Source organism: Pseudomonas sp. H3_A02 (assembly GCF_054671965.1).
Map to the genome: position 1 here is coordinate 3,314,506 of NZ_CP162807.1, position 24,062 is coordinate 3,338,567.

Annotated in this window: 2 protein-coding genes and 1 pseudogene (1 of these 3 running past the window's edge); all 3 read left to right on the forward strand. The window is 64.8% G+C overall.

Annotated elements, in window-relative coordinates; all coding sequences use genetic code 11:
* Positions 1-162, forward strand: the final stretch of a protein-coding gene (locus AB4N80_RS14760; protein ID WP_460090474.1) for a non-ribosomal peptide synthase/polyketide synthase. The gene continues 12,426 nt to the left of window position 1, outside the view; 162 of the gene's 12,588 nt are visible here — the last part of the coding sequence; the start codon falls outside the window, past its left edge; its stop codon occupies positions 160-162.
* Positions 163-11,249, forward strand: a pseudogene (locus AB4N80_RS14765) (amino acid adenylation domain-containing protein). It abuts the gene before it with no gap.
* Entirely contained in the window at positions 11,249-23,770 is a 12,522-nt protein-coding gene (locus tag AB4N80_RS14770) for a non-ribosomal peptide synthase/polyketide synthase (protein ID WP_460090472.1), read from the forward strand. The pseudogene AB4N80_RS14765 and the gene AB4N80_RS14770 overlap by 1 nt, the downstream one beginning before the upstream one ends.
* Positions 23,771-24,062 lie beyond the last annotated feature (292 nt).

The following is a 24,062-nucleotide window of genomic DNA, read 5'->3' on the forward strand; positions in this document are numbered from 1 at the left end:
CGCCTGCAAATGCAGCAAGGCGCCGCGGTGCCCCTGGACTTGCTGTTCAGCACCACGTCCCTGGCCGACTACGCCGCACAACTGGCAGCCCACCTGACCCCTCACTCCAGCGCCGACCTGAGTGAGATGCATGATTTCCTGGCAGACCTGGAGACCCTTTGAATGACTCAGCTCGATAACCTGTCTCTGGTTCAGCGATTCATCCGTTTACCGCTTGCCCAACGGCAAGCGTTCCTGCACAAGCTGCACAGCAAGAACATGAGCCTGGCGGCGTTGCCGATCCCGGCGATGCGCGACGAATTCGAGACCCTGGACCTGTCCTACGCCCAGGAGCGCCAGTGGTTTCTCTGGCAACTGGACCGTCACAGCGCCGCCTACCACGTGCCCACGGCGCTGCGCCTGCGCGGTGCCCTCGACCTGCCCGCGCTGCAACGCAGTTTCGACGCCTTGCTGGCCCGTCACGACGTGCTGCGCACGGTGTTCGTCGACAGCCCGCAAGGACCCCAACAAGTGGTGCAGGCGCGTTTGAGCCTGGCGATCGAGCCGGAAGCAGCGGATGAGGCCGCGCTCAAAGCGCTGATCGACGACGAAATCTGCGGGTTGTTCGACCTGCAGCAAGGACCGTTGCTGCGGGTCAAGCTGCTGCAATTGGCTGCCGACGACCATGTGCTGGTGCTGACCCAGCACCACATCATTTGCGATGGCGCCTCCGCACGGATCATGGTCAACGACCTGGTCCAACTTTACGCCGCCCACCGCAGCGGTCACGCACCGACCCTGGCACCCTTGCCGATCCAGTACGCCGACTATGCGATCTGGCAGCGCAAATGGATGGAGGCCGGCGAGCTGGAGCGACAGCTGGCCTACTGGACCGAACGGTTGGGCGATGGCGGCGAAGTCCTGCCGTTGCCAACGGACCGCCCGCGCCCGGCACGGCAAAGCCATCACGGCGCACGCCTGGACCTGCGCTTCGACGCCGGGCTGACCCAGGGCCTGAAACACCTGGCCCAGCGCGAAGCCTCGACGTTGTTCATGGTCTTGCTGGCGTCGTTCCAGGCCTTGTTGCACCGTTACAGCGGCCAGTCGGACATCCGTGTCGGCGTCCCGGTCGCCAACCGCAATCGCCCGGAAACCGAAGGCCTGATCGGCTTTTTCGTCAACACCCAAGTGCTCAATGCCCAGGTGCGGGGCGATCTGCCTTTCGCGCAATTGCTGGCGCAGGTCAAGCAAGCCTCGCTGGGGGCGCAAGCCCATCAGGACCTGCCGTTCGAGCAGTTGGTGCAGGCCCTGGCACCGCAGCGACAGGCGAGCCACAGCCCGCTGTTCCAGGTGATGTTCAACCACCAGAGCGGCGGCACAGCCCAGGCTCTGCAACTGCCGGGGTTGCAGGTCGAGAGCCTCGACTGGAGCTCCCACACTGCCCAGTTCGACTTGACCCTCGACACCCACGAGACCGACGGTGAGCTGGCCGCGTCCCTGAGCTACGCCACTGACCTGTTCGACGCCAGTACTGTGCAACGCATGGCCGAGCATTGGCAGAACCTGCTGCACGGCATTGTCGCCACCCCCCGGCAACGCATCGGTGAGCTGCCACTGCTAACGGCCGCCGAGCAAAAGCAACACATCGCCCAATGGAACCCGGCACCGCGCAGCTTCCCAGGTGAGGCCTGCCTGCATCAGCGCATCGCCGAACAGGCGCGCTTGCGTCCTGGTGCCGTCGCTTTGCGTTTCAACGCCCAAACCCTGACCTACGGCGAGCTCAACGCCCAGGCCAACCGTCGCGCCCATCAGTTGATCGCCCACGGCGTCGGCCCGGATGTACTGGTGGGGCTGGCGGCCGAGCGTGGTTTCGACATGCTGGTGGGCCTGTTGGCGATCCTCAAGGCCGGCGGTGCTTATGTGCCGCTGGACCCGACGTATCCCCAGGATCGTTTGGCCTACATGATGCAGGACAGCGGCATCCGCTTGCTGCTGACCCAAGCGGCCCTGGTCGATCTATTGCCGGTGCCGGATGGCGTGCAGACGCTGCTGCTGGATGCTGATGTCAGTGCGTTTGCCGACAGCGATCCGCACGTAGCAATGGACGCTACGAATCTCGCTTATGTGATCTACACCTCCGGTTCCACCGGCAACCCGAAAGGCACCTTGCTGCCGCACCACAACGTGCTGCGCCTGTTCGAGGCCACCGCGCCATGGTTCAACTTCGGCGCGGCGGATGTCTGGAGCCTGTTCCATTCCTACGCGTTCGACTTCTCGGTCTGGGAAATCTTCGGCGCGCTGCTCCACGGTGGCGAGCTGTTGATCGTGCCATACGACATCAGCCGTTCCCCACAGCAGTTCCACGAGTTGCTGTGCGACGCCGGGGTGACGGTGCTCAACCAGACGCCCTCGGCGTTCAAGCAATTGATGCACGAAGCCTGCGCTGATGACCGGGCCAATGCCTTGCGTTACGTGGTGTTCGGTGGCGAGGCGCTGGACGTCAAATCCCTGCGACCATGGTTCGAGCGTTTCGGCGACGCGGCGCCGCAACTGATCAACATGTATGGCATCACCGAAACCACCGTGCATGTGACCTACCGTCCGCTGTCGCTGGCGGACCTGGAGCAGGAGGCCAGCAGCCCGATTGGCGAACCGATTGCCGACCTGTCGTGGTACTTGCTGGACGGTGATTTGAATCCGGTGCCGAAAGGCTGCATCGGAGAGCTGTACGTCGGTCGCGCCGGCCTGGCCCGGGGCTACCTGAATCGCGGCGACCTCACAGCGTTGCGGTTCATCCCCGACCCGTTCGGCGACAGCGGCGCACGCTTGTACCGCACCGGCGACCTGGCGCAGTACCGCAGCGATGGCGTGATCGAGTACGTCGGTCGCATCGACCATCAAGTGAAAATCCGTGGATTCCGCATCGAACTGGGCGAGATCGAAGCGCGCCTGAATGCCCTGGCAGCGGTGCGCGAAGCGTTGGTGCTGGCCCAGGATGGGCCGAGCGGGCAGCAACTGGTGGGTTACGTGATTCCGGCGCAAGTCGGCGAGGACGAAGCCGGCCTGCGCGAGCAGATCAAGACCCAGCTCAAGGCCGAGCTGCCGGACTACATGGTGCCAACGCACTTGCTGTTCCTCGAGCAATGGCCGCTGACCGCCAACGGTAAGCTCGACCGCAAGGCCTTGCCAACCGCCGACGCCAGCCAGGTCCAGCAGGCCTACGTGGCGCCGCGAAGTGAACTGGAGCAACAGATCGCAGCGATCTGGCAGGACGTGCTCAAAGTGGAGCGGGTCGGCTTGAGCGACAACTTCTTCGAGCTGGGCGGCCATTCGCTGCTGGCGACGCAGATGGTCTCGCGCATTCGCCAGGCCCTCGGCCTGAACCTGCAACTGCGCCAGTTGTTCGAGAACGCCAGCCTGGAGGCCTGTGTGGCCGCGCTGGTGGACGGCGACGAGGCACGGCCGGCGAGCATCCCGCGGCTTGCCCGGGACGAGGCGCGGCTGCCGCTGTCCTACGCCCAGCAACGCCAGTGGTTCCTCTGGCAGATGGAGCCCGACAGCGCGGCGTACCACATTCCGGCGGCGCTGCGGATTCAGGGCGATCTGGACCTGGAGGCCTTGCAACAGAGTTTCGCCACCCTGGTGCAGCGCCACGAGAGCCTGCGTACCACCTTCGTCCAGGTCGATGAGCAAGCGTTCCAAGTCATTCACGAGCAGATGAACCCGATGGTGATCCCGCGGATTCTCGACGGTGGTCACGAACAGATCCAGGCCTTCGTCCGCCAGCAGATCGCCGAGCCATTCGACCTGCAAAACGGCCCGCTGCTGCGGGTCGGCCTGTTGCGGGTGGCGGCCGACGAGCATGTGCTGGTGCTGACCCAGCACCACATTGTCTCCGATGGCTGGTCGATGCAATTGCTGGTGCAGGAACTGATCCAGGGGTATGCCGCGTGCAGCCAGGGCGAGCCCTTGGCACTGGCCGAGCTGCCGATCCAGTATGCCGATTACGCGGTGTGGCAACGTCAGTGGATGGACGCCGGCGAACGGGAACGGCAACTGGCGTACTGGACCGATGTGCTAGGGGGGAGCAGCCGTTGCTGACGCTGCCCACCGACCGGCCGCGCCCGACCCGGCAGAGCTTTGCCGGCGCCCGCCTGGCTATCGACTTACCGCAGGTTCTGGGCCAACAACTGCGACAGCTGGCCCAGCGCGAAGGCAGCACGTTGTTCATGGTCTTGCTGGCGTCGTTCCAGGCCTTGCTGCATCGCTACAGCGGCCAGTCGGACATCCGTGTCGGCGTGCCCATCGCCAACCGCAACCGGGTGGAGACCGAAGGCCTGATCGGCTTCTTCGTCAACACCCAGGTGCTCAAGGCCGAGGTCGATCCGCAGCAGCGTTTCAGTGCGTTGCTGGCGCAGGTCAAACAGGAGGCCATCGGCGCCGAGGCCCATCAGGACCTGCCGTTCGAGCAATTGGTCGAGGCCCTGCGGCCTGAGCGCAACCTGAGCCACAGCCCGTTGTTCCAAGTGTTGTACAACCACCAGAGCGTCGCGCGCCAGGCACTCCCGGCGCTGCCCGGACTGGTGATCAAGACCCAGGACTGGGAAAGCCAGACCGCCCAGTTCGACTTGACCCTCGACACCCTGGAAGCCGAGGGTGAACTCAGTGCGGCGCTGACCTATGCCACTGACTTGTTCGACGCCAGCACCGTGCAACGCCTGGCCGAGCACTGGCTGAACCTGCTGCACGGCATTGTCGCCGATCCTCGCCAACGCGTTGGTGAATTGCCGTTGCTGACGGCCGCCGAGCAACAGCAACACATCGCCCAATGGAACCCGGCACCGCGCAGCTTCCCAGGCGAGGCCTGCCTGCATCAGCGCATCGCCGAACAGGCGCGCTTGCGTCCTGGTGCCGTCGCTTTGCGTTTCAACGCCCAAACCCTGACCTACGGCGAGCTCAACGCCCAGGCCAACCGTCGCGCCCATCAGTTGATCGCCCACGGCGTTGGCCCGGATGTATTGGTGGGGCTGGCGGTCGAGCGTGGTTTCGACATGCTGGTCGGCCTGCTGGCGATCCTCAAGGCCGGCGGTGCCTACGTACCGCTGGACCCGACTTATCCCCAGGACCGTTTGGCCTACATGATGCAGGACAGTGGCATCCGCTTGCTGCTGACCCAAGCGGCCCTGGTCGATCAACTGCCGGTGCCGGACGGTGTGCAAACGCTACTGCTGGACGCCGACGTCAGTGCATTCGCCGGCAGCGATCCGCAGGTGGCGATGGACGCCGAAAACCTCGCTTATGTGATCTACACCTCCGGTTCCACCGGCAACCCGAAGGGCACTTTGCTGCCGCATCACAACGTGCTGCGCCTGTTCGAGGCCACCGCGCCATGGTTCAACTTCGGCGCGGCGGATGTCTGGAGCCTGTTCCATTCCTACGCGTTCGACTTCTCGGTCTGGGAAATCTTCGGCGCGCTGCTGCACGGTGGCGAGCTGTTGATCGTGCCATACGACATCAGCCGCTCCCCGCAGCAGTTCCACGAGTTGCTGTGCGACGCCGGGGTGACGGTGCTCAACCAGACGCCCTCGGCGTTCAAGCAATTGATGCACGAAGCCTGCGCTGATGACCGGGCCAATGCCTTGCGCTACGTGGTGTTCGGCGGCGAGGCGCTGGACGTCAAGTCCCTGCGTCCGTGGTTCGAGCGCTTCGGCGATGCGGCGCCGCAACTGATCAACATGTATGGCATCACCGAAACCACCGTGCATGTGACCTACCGTCCGCTGTCGCTGGCGGACCTGGAGCAGGACGCCAGCAGCCCGATTGGCGAACCGATTGCAGACCTGTCGTGGTACCTGCTGGACGGCGATTTGAATCCGGTGCCGAAAGGCTGCATCGGAGAGCTGTACGTCGGTCGCGCCGGCCTGGCCCGGGGCTACCTGAATCGCGGCGACCTCACGGCGTTGCGGTTCATCCCCGACCCGTTCGGCGACAGTGGCGCACGCTTGTACCGCACCGGCGACCTGGCGCAGTACCGCAGCGATGGCGTGATCGAGTACGTCGGTCGCATCGACCATCAAGTGAAAATCCGTGGATTCCGCATCGAACTGGGCGAGATCGAAGCGCGCCTGAATGCCCTGGCATCGGTACGCGAAGCGTTGGTGTTGGCCCAGGAAGGGCCGAGCGGGCAGCAACTGGTGGCTTACGTAATCCCGGTCCACACCACCGAAGACCCAGCCAGTCTGCGCGAGCAGATCAAGACCCAGCTCAAGGCCGAGCTGCCCGACTACATGGTGCCGACGCACCTGCTGTTCCTCGAACAATGGCCACTGACCGCCAACGGCAAGCTCGACCGCAAGGCCTTGCCAACCGCCGACGCCAGCCAGGTCCAGCAGGCCTACGTGGCGCCACAAAGTGAGCTGGAACAACAGATCGCGGCAATCTGGCAGGACGTGCTCAAAGTGGAGCGGGTCGGCTTGAGCGACAACTTCTTCGAGCTGGGCGGCGACTCGATTGTCTCCATCCAGGTCGTCAGCCGCGCCCGTCAGGCGGGCATCCGCTTTACCCCCAAGGACTTGTTCCAGCACCAGACCGTGCAGGCGCTGGCGAGCGTTGCCCAGACCGGTGGACAGGCGCCGGCCATCGATCAGGCGCCGACCGAAGGGGCGACACCGTTGTTGCCGATCCAGCAGGCATTTTTCGCCGAGGCGATTCCCGAGCGTCACCACTACAACCAGTCGGTGCTGCTGACACCGGCCAGTCCGTTGCAAGCGTCGGTGGTGGAGCAGGCCCTGCAGGCGTTGGTGCTGCACCACGACGCCTTGCGATTGTCTTTCCGTGAAACCGCCGAAGGTTGGCGCGCCGAGCATCGTGAGGTGGCGGCGCAACAACAGGCTTGGGCGGGCAACGGTTTGCTGTGGCAACGTGACGTGGCCGATGCCAGCGCGCTGGAAACCCTCGCCAATCAGGCCCAGCGCAGCCTCGACCTGGACACCGGGCCGCTGTTGCGCGGGGTGCTGGCGACCTTGGCCGATGGCAGCCAGCGCCTGTTGCTGGTGGTTCATCACCTGGCGGTGGACGGTGTGTCGTGGCGAATTCTGTTCGACGACCTGCAAACCGCCTACCAGCAGTTGCTCGCCGGCCAAGCGCTGCAATTGCTGGCCAAGACCAGCTCGGTCAAGGCGTTTGCCGAGCAGCTGCAAGCCCATGCTCGCAGCGCGCAACTGCAGCAGCAATTGGCCTACTGGCAAGGGCTACTGCACGACGCACCGACCGACCTGCCGTGCCTCGACCCGGAGGCGATCGGGCAAAACCGTGAGGCCATCACCGTTCATACACGGCTGGACGCGCACTTGACCCGGCAATTGCTGCAAGAAGCGCCAGCGGCCTATCGCACCCAGGTCAACGACCTGTTGCTCACGGCCCTGGCTCGGGTGATCTGCCGCTGGACCGGCCACGACAGCCTGTTGCTCCAGCTCGAAGGCCACGGTCGCGAGGAGCTATTCGCCAACGTCGACCTGACCCGCACGGTCGGATGGTTCACCAGCCTGTTCCCGGTGCGGTTGTCGCCGGCCGTCGAACTGGCGGACTCGATCAAGTCGATCAAGCAAGGGCTGCGGACGATTCCCGACAAAGGCGTGGGCTTCGGTGCGCTGCGCTACCTGGGCGACGATGCCTGTCGGGCGGCCCTGGAAGCCTTGCCGGTGCCGCGCATCACCTTCAACTACCTCGGTCAATTCGACGGCAGTTTCGATCAGGACCAAGGCGCGCTGTTCAGCCCGGCCAGCGAAAGCGCCGGTGACGAGCAGAGCCCGCTGACCAACCTGGGCAACTGGCTGACGCTCAACGGCCAGGTGTTCGATGGCGCGCTGCGGTTGGGCTGGACGTTCAGTGCGCAACAGTTCGAGCCGGCGACCATCCAGCGCTTGGCCGATGACTACGCCCGTGAGCTGGCGCTGTTGATCGCCCATTGCTGCGACCCGACGAGCCAGGGCATGACGCCGGCGGATTTCCCTTTGGCCGGCCTGACCCAGGCGCAACTCGATGGCCTTGCGGTGTCGGCGCGCGGGGTGGAAGACCTTTACCCGCTGGCGCCGATGCAGCAAGGCATGTTGTTCCACAGCCTGTACGAAGCGGGCAGTGGCCAGTACATCAACCAGATGCGCCTGGACATCGACGGCCTCGACCCGCGGCGTTTCGAGGCGGCCTGGCAAGCGGCGGTCGATGCCCATGACAGTCTGCGCAGCAGTTTTATCTGGCAGGGCAGCGAGCGCCCGGTGCAAGTGGTGCACAAGCAGGTGCGCGTGCCGTTCATTTCCTTGGACTGGAGCGCCCGCGCCGATGTCACCCAGGCCCTGGCCGAACGGGCGGACGCCGAGCGCGAGCAGGGCTTCGACCTGGCCTGCGCACCGTTGCTGCGCCTGGTGCTGGTGCGCACCGCTGAGCGGCGTTACCACCTGATCTACACCCATCACCACATCCTGATGGACGGCTGGAGCAACTCACAGTTGCTCGGCGAAGTGCTGCAACGCTATGACAGCCAGGCCCTGCCGCGCCCGGCCGGGCGGTATCGGGACTACATCGCCTGGCTGCAAGGCCGCGACGCCCAGGCCAGCGAAACCTTCTGGCTGGGGCAGCTGCAAAGCCTGGAGGCGCCGACCCGCCTGGCCGAGACCGGTTTCGCGCCGCTGCAATCGACGTTGGAAAGCAGCCATGCCAGCCACTATCACGACCTGACGCCCCAGCAGACCCAACGCCTGAGCGAGTTCGCCCGTCAGCAGAAAGTCACCCTCAACACCGTCGTCCAGGCGACCTGGCTGTTGCTGCTGCAGCACTACACCGGGCATGCCACCGTGGCCTTCGGCGCCACCGTGTCGGGACGCCCGAGCGAGCTCAAGGGGGTTGAGCAGCAGATCGGCCTGTTCATCAACACCTTGCCGGTGATCGCCAGCCCGCGTCCGGAGCAACCGCTGAGCGCACTGCTGCAACAGATCCAGGGCCTGAACGTGGCCTTGCGCGAGCACGAGCACACGCCGTTGTTCGAGATCCAGCGCTGGGCCGGGCAGGGCGGTGACGGTTTGTTCGACACCTTGCTGGTGTTCGAAAACTACCCCGTGTCCCAGGCCCTGCAAGCGCAGGCGCCCTCGGGCTTGAGCTTCGGCAGTGTGGCCAGCCAGGAACAGACTAATTTCCCGCTGACCCTGGCCGTCAATCTAACTGACATCCTGAGCCTGCACTTCACCTATGCCCATGCTGCTTTCCCTACACACACCGTCGAGCGCCTGGCTGAGCAGGTGGCCCACGTGCTCGCACAAATGGTGAGCCTGCCGGCCGACCGTTGCGTGGGCGACATCCAGCTGTTGGATGAGGTGACCCGCGACAGGCTGCTGCACGACTGGAACGCCACCTCGGTGGTGGAACCGCCTCGGCGCCCGGTCCATCAATGGATCGAGGCCCAGGCCCGCAGTACCCCCGACGCGTTCGCCCTGGTCAGCGAGCAGGAGACGCTCACCTACGCCCAGCTCAACGCCCGGGCCAATCGCCTGGCCCATGGCTTGATCGAACGCGGCGTCGGCCCCGACGTGCTGGTGGGGTTGGCGCTGTCGCGCAGCGTGCAGATGGTCGTCGGCTTGCTGGCGGTGCTCAAGGCCGGTGGTGCCTATGTGCCGCTGGACCCGGCTTATCCACAGGATCGCCTGGCGTACATGGTCGAGGACAGCGGCATCGCCTTGCTGCTCACTGAAACCGATGTGCTGCCGCTGTTCGGCGACGCTGCCGTGGCCGCGCTGCTGTTGGATCAGCCCGACCAATGGCTGGCCGGCTACAGCGAACGCGACCCGGGCGTAATCATCGACGGCGAGAATCTCGCCTACGTGATCTACACCTCCGGCTCCACCGGCAAGCCCAAGGGCGTAACCCTTCGCCATGCCGCCCTGAGCAATCACATGGCGTGGATGCAAGGTTGCCTGAAACTGACCGCCGATGACCGCGTCCTGCAAAAAACCGCGATCAGTTTCGATGCCTCGGTCTGGGAGTTCTGGCTGCCGTTGATGAGCGGCGCGCAACTGGTGCTCGCCAGCCCGCAGCTGAACCTCGACCTGACCACCCTCTGGGCCGACGTGGCGCGCTGGCGCATCAGCGTGCTGCAAATGGCGCCTTCGCTGTTGCAAGCGTTGCTGCCCCTGGCGACTCGCGAGCAACTGGCCTCCCTGCGCCTGCTGCTGTGCGGTGGCGAAGCCCTCAGCGCGCACTTGTCGCGCCAGGTCATGGCGCTGTTCGATGGCGAGTTGCGCAACCTCTATGGCCCGACCGAAGCGACCATCGACACCAGCAGCCATGCCGTGGTGCGCGGCAGCGAAGACGACGCCGAGCGGATCATCGCCATTGGCCGTCCCATCGATAACGTGCGCACCTTCGTGCTGGACGCGGCGTTGCAGCCTTGCGCCGTGGGCGCCGTCGGCGAGTTGCACATCGCCGGTGATTCCCTGGCCCGTGGTTACCACCAACGACCGGCACTGAGCGCCGAGCGCTTCATCCCCGACCCGTTCGCGCCAGCCCCGGGTAGTCGCCTGTATCGCACCGGCGACCTGGCCCGTTATGGCGCGGAAGGGGTGATCGAGTACCTCGGCCGGATCGACCATCAAGTGAAGATCCGTGGCCTGCGCATCGAGTTGGGGGAAATCGAAGCGCGCCTGCAGGCCGATGCCGATGTGCGCGATGCGGTGGTGCTGGCGCGGGACGACGTGAGCGGGCCGAACCTGGTGGCCTACCTGGTCGGCCAGGACAGCACGCTCGACAGCCCTCTTGAGCAGGCCAGCCTGAGCGACCGGCTCAAGGCGCGACTGGCGGCCCAGGTGCCGGACTTCATGGTGCCGACCCATTGGGTCTTTCTCGACCACTTGCCGCTGACCCCCAACGGCAAGCTCGACCGCAAGGCCTTGCCGGCACCGGACACCCGTGCTCTGCAGTCGGCTTACCTCGCACCGCAGAGCGACCTGGAATGCCGGGTCGCGGCCATCTGGCAAGACGTGCTCAAGGTCGAGCAGGTCGGGCTGGGCGACGACTTCTTCGAGCTGGGCGGGCATTCGCTGCTGGTGGTGAGCGTGGTCTCGCGCCTGCAACTGGAACTGGGCCTGACCTTGACCCCGCAACTGATTTTCCAATTCCCGGTACTCGGCGCGTTCGTGGCGCAACTCGAGCCTGCCGGCGAACCCATGAGTACGTCGAAATTGAGCAAGCTTGAAGCGCTGCTCGATGAATTTGAGGAGGTTTGATGGACACCGCTGTCGCACAACGTATTGCCAGGCGCTTCATAACGCTGCCGCTGGAAAAACGTCGCTTGTACTTGCAGAAGATGCTCGAAGAGAACGTTTCCCCGGCGAACCTGCCCATTGCGCCCGTCAGTGCCGAGTTCGACACGTTGTCGCTGTCGTTTGCCCAGGAACGCCAATGGTTCCTGTGGCAGTTGGACCCCGAGAGCGCGGCTTATCACATGCCCACGGCCCTGCGCTTGCGTGGGCCGCTGGACATCGCTGCGCTGGAGCAGAGTTTCACGGCGTTGGTGGCGCGTCACGAGAGCCTGCGCACCACCTTCCAGACCCAGGGCGAGCAGGTCGTGCAGCAAGTGCATGCGGCGGCGCCGGTGCGTTTGCAGGCAGACACTTTGGAACAACGGCCGGACGAGACGCAACTGCGCCAGTTGATCGAAGCTGAAACCCGCCAGCTCTTTGACCTGCAACAAGGGCCGTTGCTGCGCACACGCCTGCTGCGGTTGGCGGCGGATGACCATGTGCTGATCGTGACCTTGCACCACATCGTTGCCGATGGCTGGTCGATGCAGGTGATGGTCGAGGAACTGGTCAACGGCTACGCCGCCTTCAGCCAGGGCCACGCGCCGGAACTGCCGCCGCTGCCGATCCAGTACGCCGACTACGCCATCTGGCAGCGGCACTGGATGGAAGCGGGTGAGCGTGAACGCCAGTTGGAGTACTGGACCGCACGCTTGGGTGGCCAGCAACCGGTGCTGGAATTGCCCACTGACTTCCCGCGTCCGGCGGTGATGAGCTATCGCGGCGCGCGGCTCGAACTTGCCATCGATGCGGTACTGGCCGGCGACCTCAAGCACATGGCCCAGCGCGAAGGCGTCAGCCTGTTCATGCTTCTGTTGGCCTCGTTCCAGGCGCTGTTGCATCGCTACAGCGGCCAGAACGATATCCGCGTCGGCGTGCCGACGGCCAACCGCAACCGGGTCGAGACCGAGCGCCTGATCGGCTTTTTCGTCAATACCCAAGTGCAGGGCAGCGATATCCAGAGCCAGGATTCGTTTGGTGCCCTGCTGCAACAAGTGAAGCAAACAGCCCTGGGCGCCCAGGCTCACCAGGAGTTACCGTTCGAACAACTGGTCGAGGCGTTGCAGCCTGAGCGCAACCTGAGCCACAGCCCGCTGTTCCAAGTGATGTTCAACCACCGGACCGAAGGCCCGGCGGGCGAGGGGCCGGTCGGTGCGTTGAAAGTCGAGGGGCTGCATTGGGACTCGCACACGGCGCAATTCGACCTGACCCTGGAAACGCTGGAGCACGGCGAAGGGCTCTCGGCAGGGCTGATCTATGCCACCGATCTGTTTGGTGCCGAGACGATTGCGCGCATGGCCGGGCATTGGCAGAACCTGTTGCGGGCGATCGTCGCCGACCCGGCGCAGCGCATCGGTGAGTTGCCGTTGCTCGACGCGGCCGAACGCCAGGCCCAGCTCGACGACGGCCAGCGCACCCCGTCGCCGGCACCCGAGGCGGGTTTTGTCCATCAGCTATTCGAGCTACAAGCGGCGCGCACCCCGGACGCCCCGGCGCTGGTGATCGACGGCGAACGCTGGAGTTACGGCCAACTCAATGCCCGGGCCAATCAGTTGGCGGGGAAGCTGCAGAGCCTCGGCGTGGGCCCCGATGTCCTGGTCGGCATTGCCGTGGAACGCAGCGCTCACATGCTGGTGGGCTTGCTGGCGATCCTCAAGGCCGGCGGCGCCTACCTGCCGCTGGACCCGGCGTTCCCCCAGGACCGCCTGGCGTACATGATCGAAGACAGTGGCATCGAGCTGCTGCTGACCCAAAGCTCGCTGCTCAACCAGTTGCCCCTGTCCTGTGGGAGCGAGCTTGCTCGCGATAGCGGTGGTTCAGTCAATGATGATGCCGGGTGTGCCGACGCTATCGCGAGCAAGCTCGCTCCCACAGGGGCCGGTGTTGGCGTTAAGACATTGGTGTTGGACCAGGAGGGTGACTGGCTCGACGGCTATGCCTGCGAGGCGCCGGCGACGCGCCTGGATGCGGAGCACCTGGCCTACGCGATCTACACCTCCGGCTCCACCGGCAAGCCCAAGGGCGTGATGGTGCGCCACGGCGCGCTGACCAATTTTGTCGCGAGCATGGCCAAGGCGCCGGGCATGACGGCCCAGGACCGGGCGTTGTCGCTGACCACGTTCTCGTTCGATATTTTCGGCCTGGAAATCTACGTGCCGCTGATGGTCGGCGCGTGCATCGTGCTGACCGGCCAGCACGTCGCCCAGGACCCGTACGCGGTGTTGGCGCTGATCGCGGCGGAGCAGGTCAACGTGGTGCAAGCCACCCCGTCGACCTGGCGCATGTTGCTGGACAACGAGCACGCCGAGGGTTTGCGCGGCTGCAAGTGCCTGTGCGGTGGCGAAGCGCTGCCCCGGGAACTGGCCGTGCGCATGCTCGCCCTCGGCGGTGAAGTGTGGAACCTCTACGGCCCGACGGAAACCACCATCTGGTCGGCCCTGCACCCGTTGCAAACCCAGGCTGCGCAACCGTGGCTGGGCGGACCCATCGACAACACCGCGCTGTACATCGTCGGCGCCGATCTGATGCCGGTGCCCTATGGCGTGGCCGGTGAATTGCTGATCGGCGGCCAGGGCCTGGCCCGGGGTTATTTCCAGCGCCCGGCGCTGACTGCCGAACGTTTCGTGCCCCATCCGTTTGTCGCCGGCGAGCGTCTGTATCGCACCGGTGACCTGGCGCGCCAGCGTGCCGACGGCATCCTCGAATACCTCGGGCGCATCGACCATCAGGTGAAGATCCGCGGGTTCCGTATCGAACTGGGAGAAATCGAAGCGCGCCTGCTGGAACAGGGCAGCGTGCGCGAAGCGGCGGTGTTGGCCCAAGAGGCACCGGGCGGTCAGGCGTTGGTGGCGTACATCGTTCCAAGCGCCGAGCTGAATGACCTGGACGCCACCGCCCAGAGCGACCTGCGTGACAGCCTCAGCGCAGGGCTCAAGGTCAACCTGCCCGACTACATGGTGCCGGCGCACATTGTGCTGGTGTCGCGCTTCCCGCTGACGCCCAACGGCAAGCTGGATCGCAAGCAGTTGCCCAAGCCCGATGCCAGCCAGTGGCAGAAAACCTATGTCGCGCCGCAGACACCCGTGCAGCAGGCGGTGGCGACGATCTGGGCCGATATCCTCAAGGTCGAGCGGGTGGGTCTGGACGACAACTTCTTCGAACTGGGCGGCCATTCCTTGCTGGCCACCCAGGTGATGTCGCGGATTCACCAGCAACTCAATATCCAGGTGCCGTTGCGCCTGCTGTTCGCCCATCGCAGCCTGCGGGGGTTTGTCGAGGCCCTGGGCACGGCATCGGCGAATGATGAACCGAGCATTCCACGCATTGCTCGCGACCAGCCGCTGGCGCTCTCGTTCGCCCAGCAACGGCAGTGGTTCCTCTGGCAACTGGAACCCGCCAGCAGCGCCTATCACATTCCCGCCGCGCTGCATTTGCGCGGGCCCCTTGACCGTGCCGCGCTGCAACAGAGTTTCGATGCACTGGTGGCGCGTCACGAGAGCCTGCGGACCCGCTTCGTGCTCGACAATGAGCGTCCCCTGCAAGTGATCGATGCACCGGCGGCGCTGACCCTGGCGGTCGAATCGGTGCAAGCCGGTATCGATGAACCGGCCTTGCGCGGCTTGATCGAAGCCGAAACCCGACGACTGTTCGATTTGCAGCGCGGTCCGTTGCTGCGGGTCAAGTTGTTGCAACTGGGGGCTGATGATCATGTGCTGATCCTGACCCAGCACCACATCGTGTCCGATGCCTGGTCGATGCAGATCATGGTCGACGACCTGCTGCAGTTGTACACAGGTTTCAGCCAGGGCCGGCCCGTGGCGTTGGCGCCGCTGCCGATCCAATACGCTGACTATGGCCACTGGCAGCGGCAATGGCTGGCGGCGGGGGAGCAGCAGCGTCAACTCGATTACTGGATCGAGCAGTTGGGCGGCGAGCAACCGATTCTCGAACTGCCGACCGACCATCCGCGCCCGGCCCAGCAAAGCTATCGCGGCGCACGGCTGCCCATCGTCATCGAGCCGGCTTTGGCCGAAGGCCTCAAACGCCTGGCCCAACAGCACAACAGCACGCTGTTCATGCTCTTGCTCGCCGGCTTCCAGACCTTGCTGCACCGCTACAGCGGCCAGGACGACATCCGTGTCGGCGTGCCGATTGCCAACCGTAACCGGGTGGAAACCGAGCGCCTGCTGGGCTTCTTCGTCAACACCCAGGTGCTCAAGGCCGACATCGACGGCAACCTGCGGTTCGACCAGTTGCTCGATCAGGTCAAGCAACGCGCACTGGGCGCCCAGGCCCATCAGGATCTGCCGTTCGAACAGCTGGTGGAACGGCTGGAACCGGCGCGCAACCTGAGCCACACGCCGCTGTTCCAGGTGATGTTCAACCATGCCAGTGAGGCCCGCCGGGATCTGTCGGTGTTGCCGGGCCTGAGCCTGGAGCAACTGACCTGGGACTCAGGCACCGCGCAGTTCGACCTGACCCTGGACACCTTCGAATACGCCGATGGCCTCAGTGCCGCGTTGACCTATGCCAGCGACCTGTTCGAACCGGGCACCATCGCCCGCCTGGGCGAGCACTGGCTGAACCTGTTGCGTGCCATCGTCGCCAACCCGACTCAGCGCATCGCTGAACTGCCGATGCTGGACGGCGTGCAGCGGCGCCTGATCGTTGAGGAGTGGAACCGCACCTACGCCGACTACCCGAACCATCTTCCGGTGCATCAGTTGATCGAAGCCCAGGTCGAGCGCGACCCGCACGCCGAGGCATTGGTGTTCGAAGGGCAGTCGCTGAGCTATGCCCAGCTCAACGCTCGCGCCAACCAGTTGGCCCACGCCTTGATCGCCCGCGGCATTGGCCCGGATGTGCTGGTGGGCATCTCGGTGCAGCGCAGCGTGGAGATGGTCGTCGGCCTGCTGGCGATCCTCAAGGCCGGCGGCGCCTACGTGCCGCTGGACCCGGAATACCCGCCGGAGCGCCTGGCCTACATGATCGAGGACAGCGGCATCGAGCTGCTGCTGACCCAAAGCTCATTGCTCAACCAACTACCGCTGTCCTGTGGGAGCGAGCTTGCTCGCGATGGCGGTGGTTCAGTCAATATTGATGTTGGAGGTGAGGGCCTCATCGCGAGCAAGCTCGCTCCCACAGGAGGGAGTGGTGTCACCACGTTGGTGCTGGATGGGGACGACGACTGGCTGCGGGGCAATCCCACCGACAATCCGCCATCCCGGGCCAGCGCCCAGAACCTGGCCTATGTGATCTACACCTCCGGCTCCACCGGCAAGCCCAAGGGCGCCGGCAACAGCCATGGCGCGCTGACCAACCGCTTGTGCTGGATGCAACAGGCCTATGGCTTGGAGGCCGGTGACAGTGTCTTGCAGAAGACCCCGTTCAGTTTCGACGTGTCGGTATGGGAGTTCTTCTGGCCGTTGATGACCGGCGTGCGCCTGGTCGTCGCGGCACCGGGCGATCATCGTGATCCGCAGAAACTGGTCAGTCTGATCCAACGGGAAAGCATCACCACCCTGCATTTTGTGCCGTCGATGCTGCAAGCGTTCGTGCTCGACGCCAACGTCAGTCGTTGCACCCGCCTGACCCGCATCGTCTGCAGCGGCGAAGCCCTGCCGGTGGATGCCCAGCAGCAGGTGTTCGCCAAGTTGCCCAATGCCCGGCTGTATAATCTGTACGGTCCGACCGAAGCGGCCATCGACGTGACCCATTGGACCTGCTGCGACGAAGGGCGCGATGCGGTGCCGATTGGCGAGCCGATTGCCAACCTGATGACCTACATCCTCGACGATGAACTGAACCCGGTGCCAAGCGGCGTCAACGGCGAGCTGTACCTCAGCGGCCAGGGCCTGGCCCGCGGTTATCACCGCCGTCCCGCACTGACCGCCGAGCGTTTCGTCGCCAGCCCGTTCGTGGCCGGCGAGCGGCTGTACCGCACTGGCGACCTGGCGCGCTATCGCCCTGACGGGGTAATCGACTACATCGGCCGGATCGACCATCAGGTGAAGGTCCGCGGGTTCCGTATCGAATTGGGTGAGATCGAAGCGCGCCTGCTTGAACATGAGACGGTGCGCGAAGCGGTGGTGGTGGCCCAGGACAGCCGCAGCGGCAAGGTGTTGAGCGGCTACGTGGTCGCTCACGCCGATGCAGCCGGCGACTGGTCGCTGCTGCGCGAGACGCTCCTGGCCCATTTGCGCCTGAGCCTGCCGGAGCACATGGTGCCGACGCACCTGACCCGCCTGGAACACATGCCGCTGAGCCCGAACGGCAAACTCGACCGCAAGGCGCTGCCGGCGCCGGACCTGGCCGAACGCCAAGAAGCATTCACCGCACCGGTCAACGCCATCGAGCGGGCGCTGGTGGACATCTGGCAAGGGGTGCTCGGCGTCGAGCGGGTGGGTACCGCCGACAACTTCTTCGCCCTGGGTGGCGACTCGATCAATTCGATCCAGGTGGTCAGCCGGGCACGTGCCCAAGGCATCGGCCTGACCCCCAAGGACCTGTTCCTACACCAGACCATCCAGGCCCTGGCACGGATCGCCACGGCGGCCGATGAAGGTGTGAGCGACCAAGGACCGGTCACCGGTGACAGCTCGCTGGTGCCGATGCAGCACTGGTTTTTCGCCAGCGATATCCCGCACCGCGATCACTGGAACCAATCGGTCCTGCTGACCCCGCGCGAACCTTTGGAGATCGCCCCTCTGCAACAGGCCCTCCAGCACGTGGTGGCCCATCACGATGCCCTGCGCCTGCGGTTCACCCAGGCCGACGATGGCCGCTGGCATGCCAGCCATCAGGCCGTGGATGAGCAATCGCTGGAGATCTGGCAACGCACCGCCCAGGACGCCGTCGAGATCGTCGCCATCGCCGACCAGGCGCAACGTAGCCTCGACCTGCAACACGGCCCGTTGCTGCGCTGCAGCCTGATCGCCGTGCAGGACGGCAGTTCGCGTCTGCACCTGGCGATTCATCACCTGGTGATGGACGGCGTGTCGTGGCGGGTACTGCTGGAAGACCTGCAAAACGTCTATCGCCAACTGCGGGCGAACCAGGCGCCGGCCTTGCCGGGCAAGTCCACGGCGTTCAAGGCCTGGGCCGCTCAGTTGCAGGACTACGCCCACAGCGAAACCCTGAACAAGGAACTGGATTACTGGGTCGGGCAATTGGATCAGCCTCTGCCACCGTTGCCGCGGGCTCGTCCCGAGGGCAGCCAGGCCGCGGCCCATGGCCGTTCGGTGAGCACACGCCTGGGCGCCACCCAGACCCAGCGTTTGCTCAAGCAAGCGCCGACGGCCTATCGCACCCAGGTCAACGATTTGCTGCTCAGCGCCCTGGCGCAAGTGGTCTGCCAATGGACCGGGCAACCGGCCTGCCTGGTGCAGCTCGAAGGCCATGGCCGCGAAGAGCTGTTCGATGGCATCGACCTGAGCCGCACCGTCGGTTGGTTCACCAGCCTGTTCCCGGTGTTGCTGACACCGGCCAGCGACCCCGCCGAGTCGATCAAGCGGATCAAGGAACAACTGCGGGCGGTGCCGAACAAGGGCCTGGGCTACGGCGTCCTGCGTTACCTCGGCGCCGAAGCGGTCCAACAGCGGCTGGCAAAACTGCCGCCAGCGCGCATCACCTTCAACTACCTGGGGCAATTCGACCAGAGCTTCGATGAGCAAGCGCTGTTCGTGCCGAGTGAGGAGGGCAGTGGCGCAGGGCACGGCGATGACGTGGCGCTGGGCAACTGGCTGACTATCGACGGCCGGATCTTCAACGGCCAGTTGTCCCTCGACTGGACCTTCAGTGGCGATGTCTTCGACGAGGCCACACTCCAGCAATTGGCCGATGCCTACGCCGTGGCGTTACAACAACTGATCGATCACTGCTGCACCGACGGGCACCAGGGCCTGACACCTTCCGACTTCCCGCTGGCGCGCTTGAGTCAGTCGCAACTCAACGGCTTGCCGGTGCCGGTGGCGCAGGTGGAGGACATCTACCCGCTGTCGCCAATGCAGGACGGCATGTTGTTCCACACCCTGGCCGACGACAGCTCCGGCTTGTACATCAACCAGATCAGCCTGCCGGTGCACGGCCTGGACACCGAACGTTTTGCCCGGGCCTGGACTTCGGTGATCGAACGCGAGGACATCCTGCGTACCAGTTTCCACTGGCAGGATGGCTTGAGCGTGCCGGTACAAATCGTCCATCGCCACGTCGAGTTGCCATTGCAGATCGAAGACTGGCGTGGACAGGACATCAGCGAGCAGGCCATCAGCGCCCGGGCGACCGCCGATTACCTGGCCGGTTTCGACTTGAGCCGCGCGCCCTTGCAACGGGTGCTGTTGCTGCGCCTGGAAGACGATCGCTACCAAATGATCTGGACCTGCCATCACATCCTCATGGACGGCTGGAGCAGTTCGCGCTTGTTCGGTGAAGTGCTGCAGTTCTACGCCCACGGACAGGTGCCAAGCCGCAATGGTCGCTACCGCGAGTTCATCGAATGGCTGCAACGCCAGGATCAGGGCGCGCTGGAACGCTTCTGGCGCAGCCGCCTCGACCCATTGGAGCAGGCGACCTCCCTCAACCAGGCGATGTACCCACGGCATGTCGCGGCATTGCCGGGGCACGAGGCGCTGTATTCGCGCTGGGACGTGGCGCAGACCGCGCGTCTGCAACAGGCCTGCCGCGCCTTGCAGATCACACCGAATACCTTGATCCAAGGGGCGTGGTTGCTGTTGTTGCAACGCTTCACCGGGCAGAACACCGTGGTCTTCGGCGCCACCGTCGCCGGGCGTCCGGCGGGGCTGGTCAACGCCGACAACATCCTTGGTCTGTTCATCAACACCTTGCCGGTGATCCAGACCCTGGACGCCGAGCAGCCGCTGGATCAATGGCTGCAGCAGTTGCAGGCCTACAACCTGGATCTGCGCGAGCATTCCCATGCGCCACTGGCGGACATCCAGCGCTGGTCGGGCCTGGGCGGGCAGGGCTTGTTCGACAGCATCATCGTGTTCGAGAACTACCCCATCGACGAACGCCTGGGCGAGCAGCAGGACACTGGCCTGAGTTTCGGCGACTCACGCAATCATGACGTGACCAACTTCCCGATGGACCTGGCGGTCAACCTGGGCGACACGCTGTCCATCGAGTACCTGTTCCTGCGCAACGCCTTCAGCGTCGAAGCGGTGGAGCGAATCCGCCGGACGATGGAAGACACCCTGGAAGCGATGATCCATGCGCCCCACGCGTGCCTGGGCAACCTGCAGCGCTTGTCGCTGGAACAGTGGCAGGCCTTCGAGCAATGGAGCGCGGCGCCGAACGGCTGCTATCAGCCACAGTTGTTGCCGGAATTGATTGGCCGGCATGCCCAGTCGCGTCCGCAGGCCACGGCGCTGGTGTGTGGCGACGACGCGCTGGACTATGGCGAACTGGAGCGTCGGGCCAACCGCCTGGCCCACCGTTTGATCGAACTCGGTGCCGGCCCGGAAGTGGTAGTCGGCGTGGCCCTGGAGCGTTCGGTGGACATGGTCGTGGCGCTGCTGGCCGTGATGAAAAGCGGTTCGGCCTATGTGCCGCTGGACATCGATTACCCGCCCGAGCGCCTGGCGTTCATGATCGAAGATTCGGCCATGGCGCTGTTGCTGACCCACAGTCGGGTGCAGGGGCGTTTGCCTGATCTCGACGGTTTGGCGCGCCTGGCCATCGACGGTTTCGACAGCCGTGGCTACAGCGACTTGCCGCCGCGCAGCGGTTTGCTCGGCGGCAATCTGGCCTACCTGATCTACACCTCGGGTTCCACCGGTCGACCCAAAGGCGTCGCCGTGGCGCACGGGCCGATGAGCATGCATTGCCAGGCCATCGCCGGGCTGTATGACATGGACGAACACACCCGCGAACTGCATTTCATGTCGTTCGCCTTCGACGGCGCCCATGAACGCTGGCTGAGCACGTTGTTCAGCGGTGGCACCCTGGTGATTCGCGACGGCGCGCTGTGGACGCCGGAGCAGACCTTCGACGCCTTGCACCGCCACGGCATTACCATCGCCTGCTTCCCGCCGGCCTACCTCAAGCAACTGGCCGAATACGCCGCCCACAGCCAACTGGCGCCACCGCCGGTGCGGGTGTACTGCTTCGGTGGCGATGCGGTGCCGGACCAGACCTTCGAGCAAGTGAAGGCGGCGCTGTGTCCGCAATTCTTCACCAACGGCTACGGCCCGACGGAAACCGTGGTCACGCCGATGCTGTGGAAGGTGCCAGCCAGCGAACGTTGCGAAGCCGCCTACGCGCCGATCGGGCGGGCGGTGGGCGAGCGCGCCTTGTATGTGCTGGACGACAACCTCAACCCGTTGCCGCCGGGCATTGCCGGTGAGTTGTACATCGGTGGCGAGGGCATCGCCCGTGGTTATCACCGTCGTCCGGACCTGAGTGCCGAGCGCTTCGTGCCAGACCCGTTCGGCCAGCCGGGCGATCGCCTGTACCGCAGCGGCGACCTGGTGCGCCAGCGCGCCGACGGGGTGCTCGATTACGTCGGGCGTATCGACCACCAGATCAAGGTGCGGGGTTTCCGCATCGAACTGGGGGAAGTCGAGGCCAGCCTGCGGCAACTGGACGACGTCAGCGATGCGTTGGTGATCGCCCGCGACAGTGCCTCGGGCAAGCAACTTATCGGCTATGTGGTCACCCCCGATGGGGTGGCCATCGGTGATCGGCTCAAGGCGGAACTGCGGGTGCAATTGCCGGATTACATGGTGCCGGCCCAGGTCATCTGCCTGGAGGCGTTGCCAGTCACGCCGAACGGCAAGCTCGACCGCCAGGCCCTGCCAGAGCCGGAATTCAAGGGCGCCGAGTATGTGCCGGGGCGCAACCGCGATGAGCAGCTGTTGGCCGAGATTTGGGCCGAGGTGTTGCAAGTCGAGCGGGTGGGCATCACCGATAATTTCTTCGAGTTGGGCGGTGACTCGATCCTCAGCCTGCAAGTGGTCTCGCGGGTACGCAACCATGGGGAGCTGAAGATGGAACTCAAGCTGCGGGACCTGATGCGCGGCCAGACCATCGAGGCGATTTTCGACCAGCGTTCGAACACGCTCGCCGTGACAGTCGAGGACGTGACCCAGGTGGCCGCCGAAGGGCAATTCAACCTGATTCCGATCCAGCAATGGTGGTTCGACCAGCGCATGAGCGAACCCCATCACTACAACCAGGCGTTGATGTTGCGGGCGCGCCAGGCGCTGAACCTGACGGCGCTGGAACTGGCGTTGCGTGGCATGCTGCAGCAGCACGACGCCTTGCGCCTGCGCTTCAGTGAGGTCGGCGGGCGTCAGTTGCAACATTACCAGGCGTTGGAAGAGATGCAGGCGCAGTGGGCCAGCGAACCCTTGCTGTGGCAGCACACCGTGGCCGATGAAGCCGAGCTGGAGTTGTATGCCGAACAGGTGCAACGCAGCCTCGATGTGCACAACGGGCCGGTGTGGCGCACGGCGCACGTGACCTTGGGCAGTGGTGAAATCCGCGTGCTGATGGTCATTCATCACCTGGTCATCGACACGGTGTCGTGGCGTTTGCTGCTGCAGGATTTGCAGACGGCTTATACGGCCTACTGCGACGGCCAGACACCGAACCTGCCGATTCGCACCAGCAGCTACCGGGCCTGGGCCGAGGGCTTGCAAGCCTATGCACGGGATTATCCGGCGCAGGAAAAAGCCTGGTGGCTGGAGCAGATCGACCAGCCGGGCAGCGAGTTGCCGTGTGACAACCTGCGGGGCAAGAACCAGGTGCAGTACCAGTCGGTCGCGCATTTGAGCCTGTCGGAGCAGCACACCCAGCAATTGCTCAAACAGGTGCCGGCGGTCTACCAGACGCAGATCAACGACGTGTTGCTGGCGGCGTTGAGTCGGGTGTTGTGCCGCTGGAGCCAGCAGCCTTCGGTGCTGATCCAGCTGGAGGGGCATGGTCGCGAGGACCTGGTCAAGGACATCGACCTGAGCCGCAGCCTCGGCTGGTTCACCAGCATGTTCCCGGTGCGCCTGGCCCCGAGCCCTGAAGCCGATATCGGCACGTCGGTGCGGGCGGTGCAACGGCAGTTGGCCGCCGTGCCGAACAAGGGATTGGGCTATGGCGTGTTGCGCTACATGAGCGGCGAGCCGATGGCCGCGACCTTGGGCCGCGCGCCCCAGGCGCGGGTGACGTTCAACTACCTGGGGCAGTTCGACCAGAGCTTTGACGACAAGGCGCTGCTGGTGCCGGCGGCGGAAAGCTACGGCAGCTGCTACAGCCCCCACGCCGCGCTGGGCAACTGGCTGGAAGTGGTGGGGCAGGTGTACGACGGGCGACTGGCGCTGCGCTGCATCTTCAGCGCCCGCCGCTACCGTGCCGAGACCGTCGAGGGATTGATGCGCGCGTACCAGGAGGAACTGGAAGCGTTGATCGAGCACTGCGTGGCGCAGGCGGCTTAAGTCTTGGGGGGGGCTGTGGGAGCGAGCCTGCTCGCGATGGCAGCGCATCAGTCAACCTCGATGTTGGCTGGACCAAAGCTATCGCGAGCAAGCTCGCTCCCACAGTGGATCGTTGGTGCTCATGCATGCGATGCCCCACCACCATTCCCTTGTGGGAGCGAGCTTGCTCGCGATGGCGGTGTATGAGTCAACCTCGATGTTGACTGAACCAAAGCTATCGCGAGCAGGCTCACCCCCACAGGGTTCTGTAACCGGTCTCATGGATTTTTCTGTCTTCTATAGTTTTTCACAA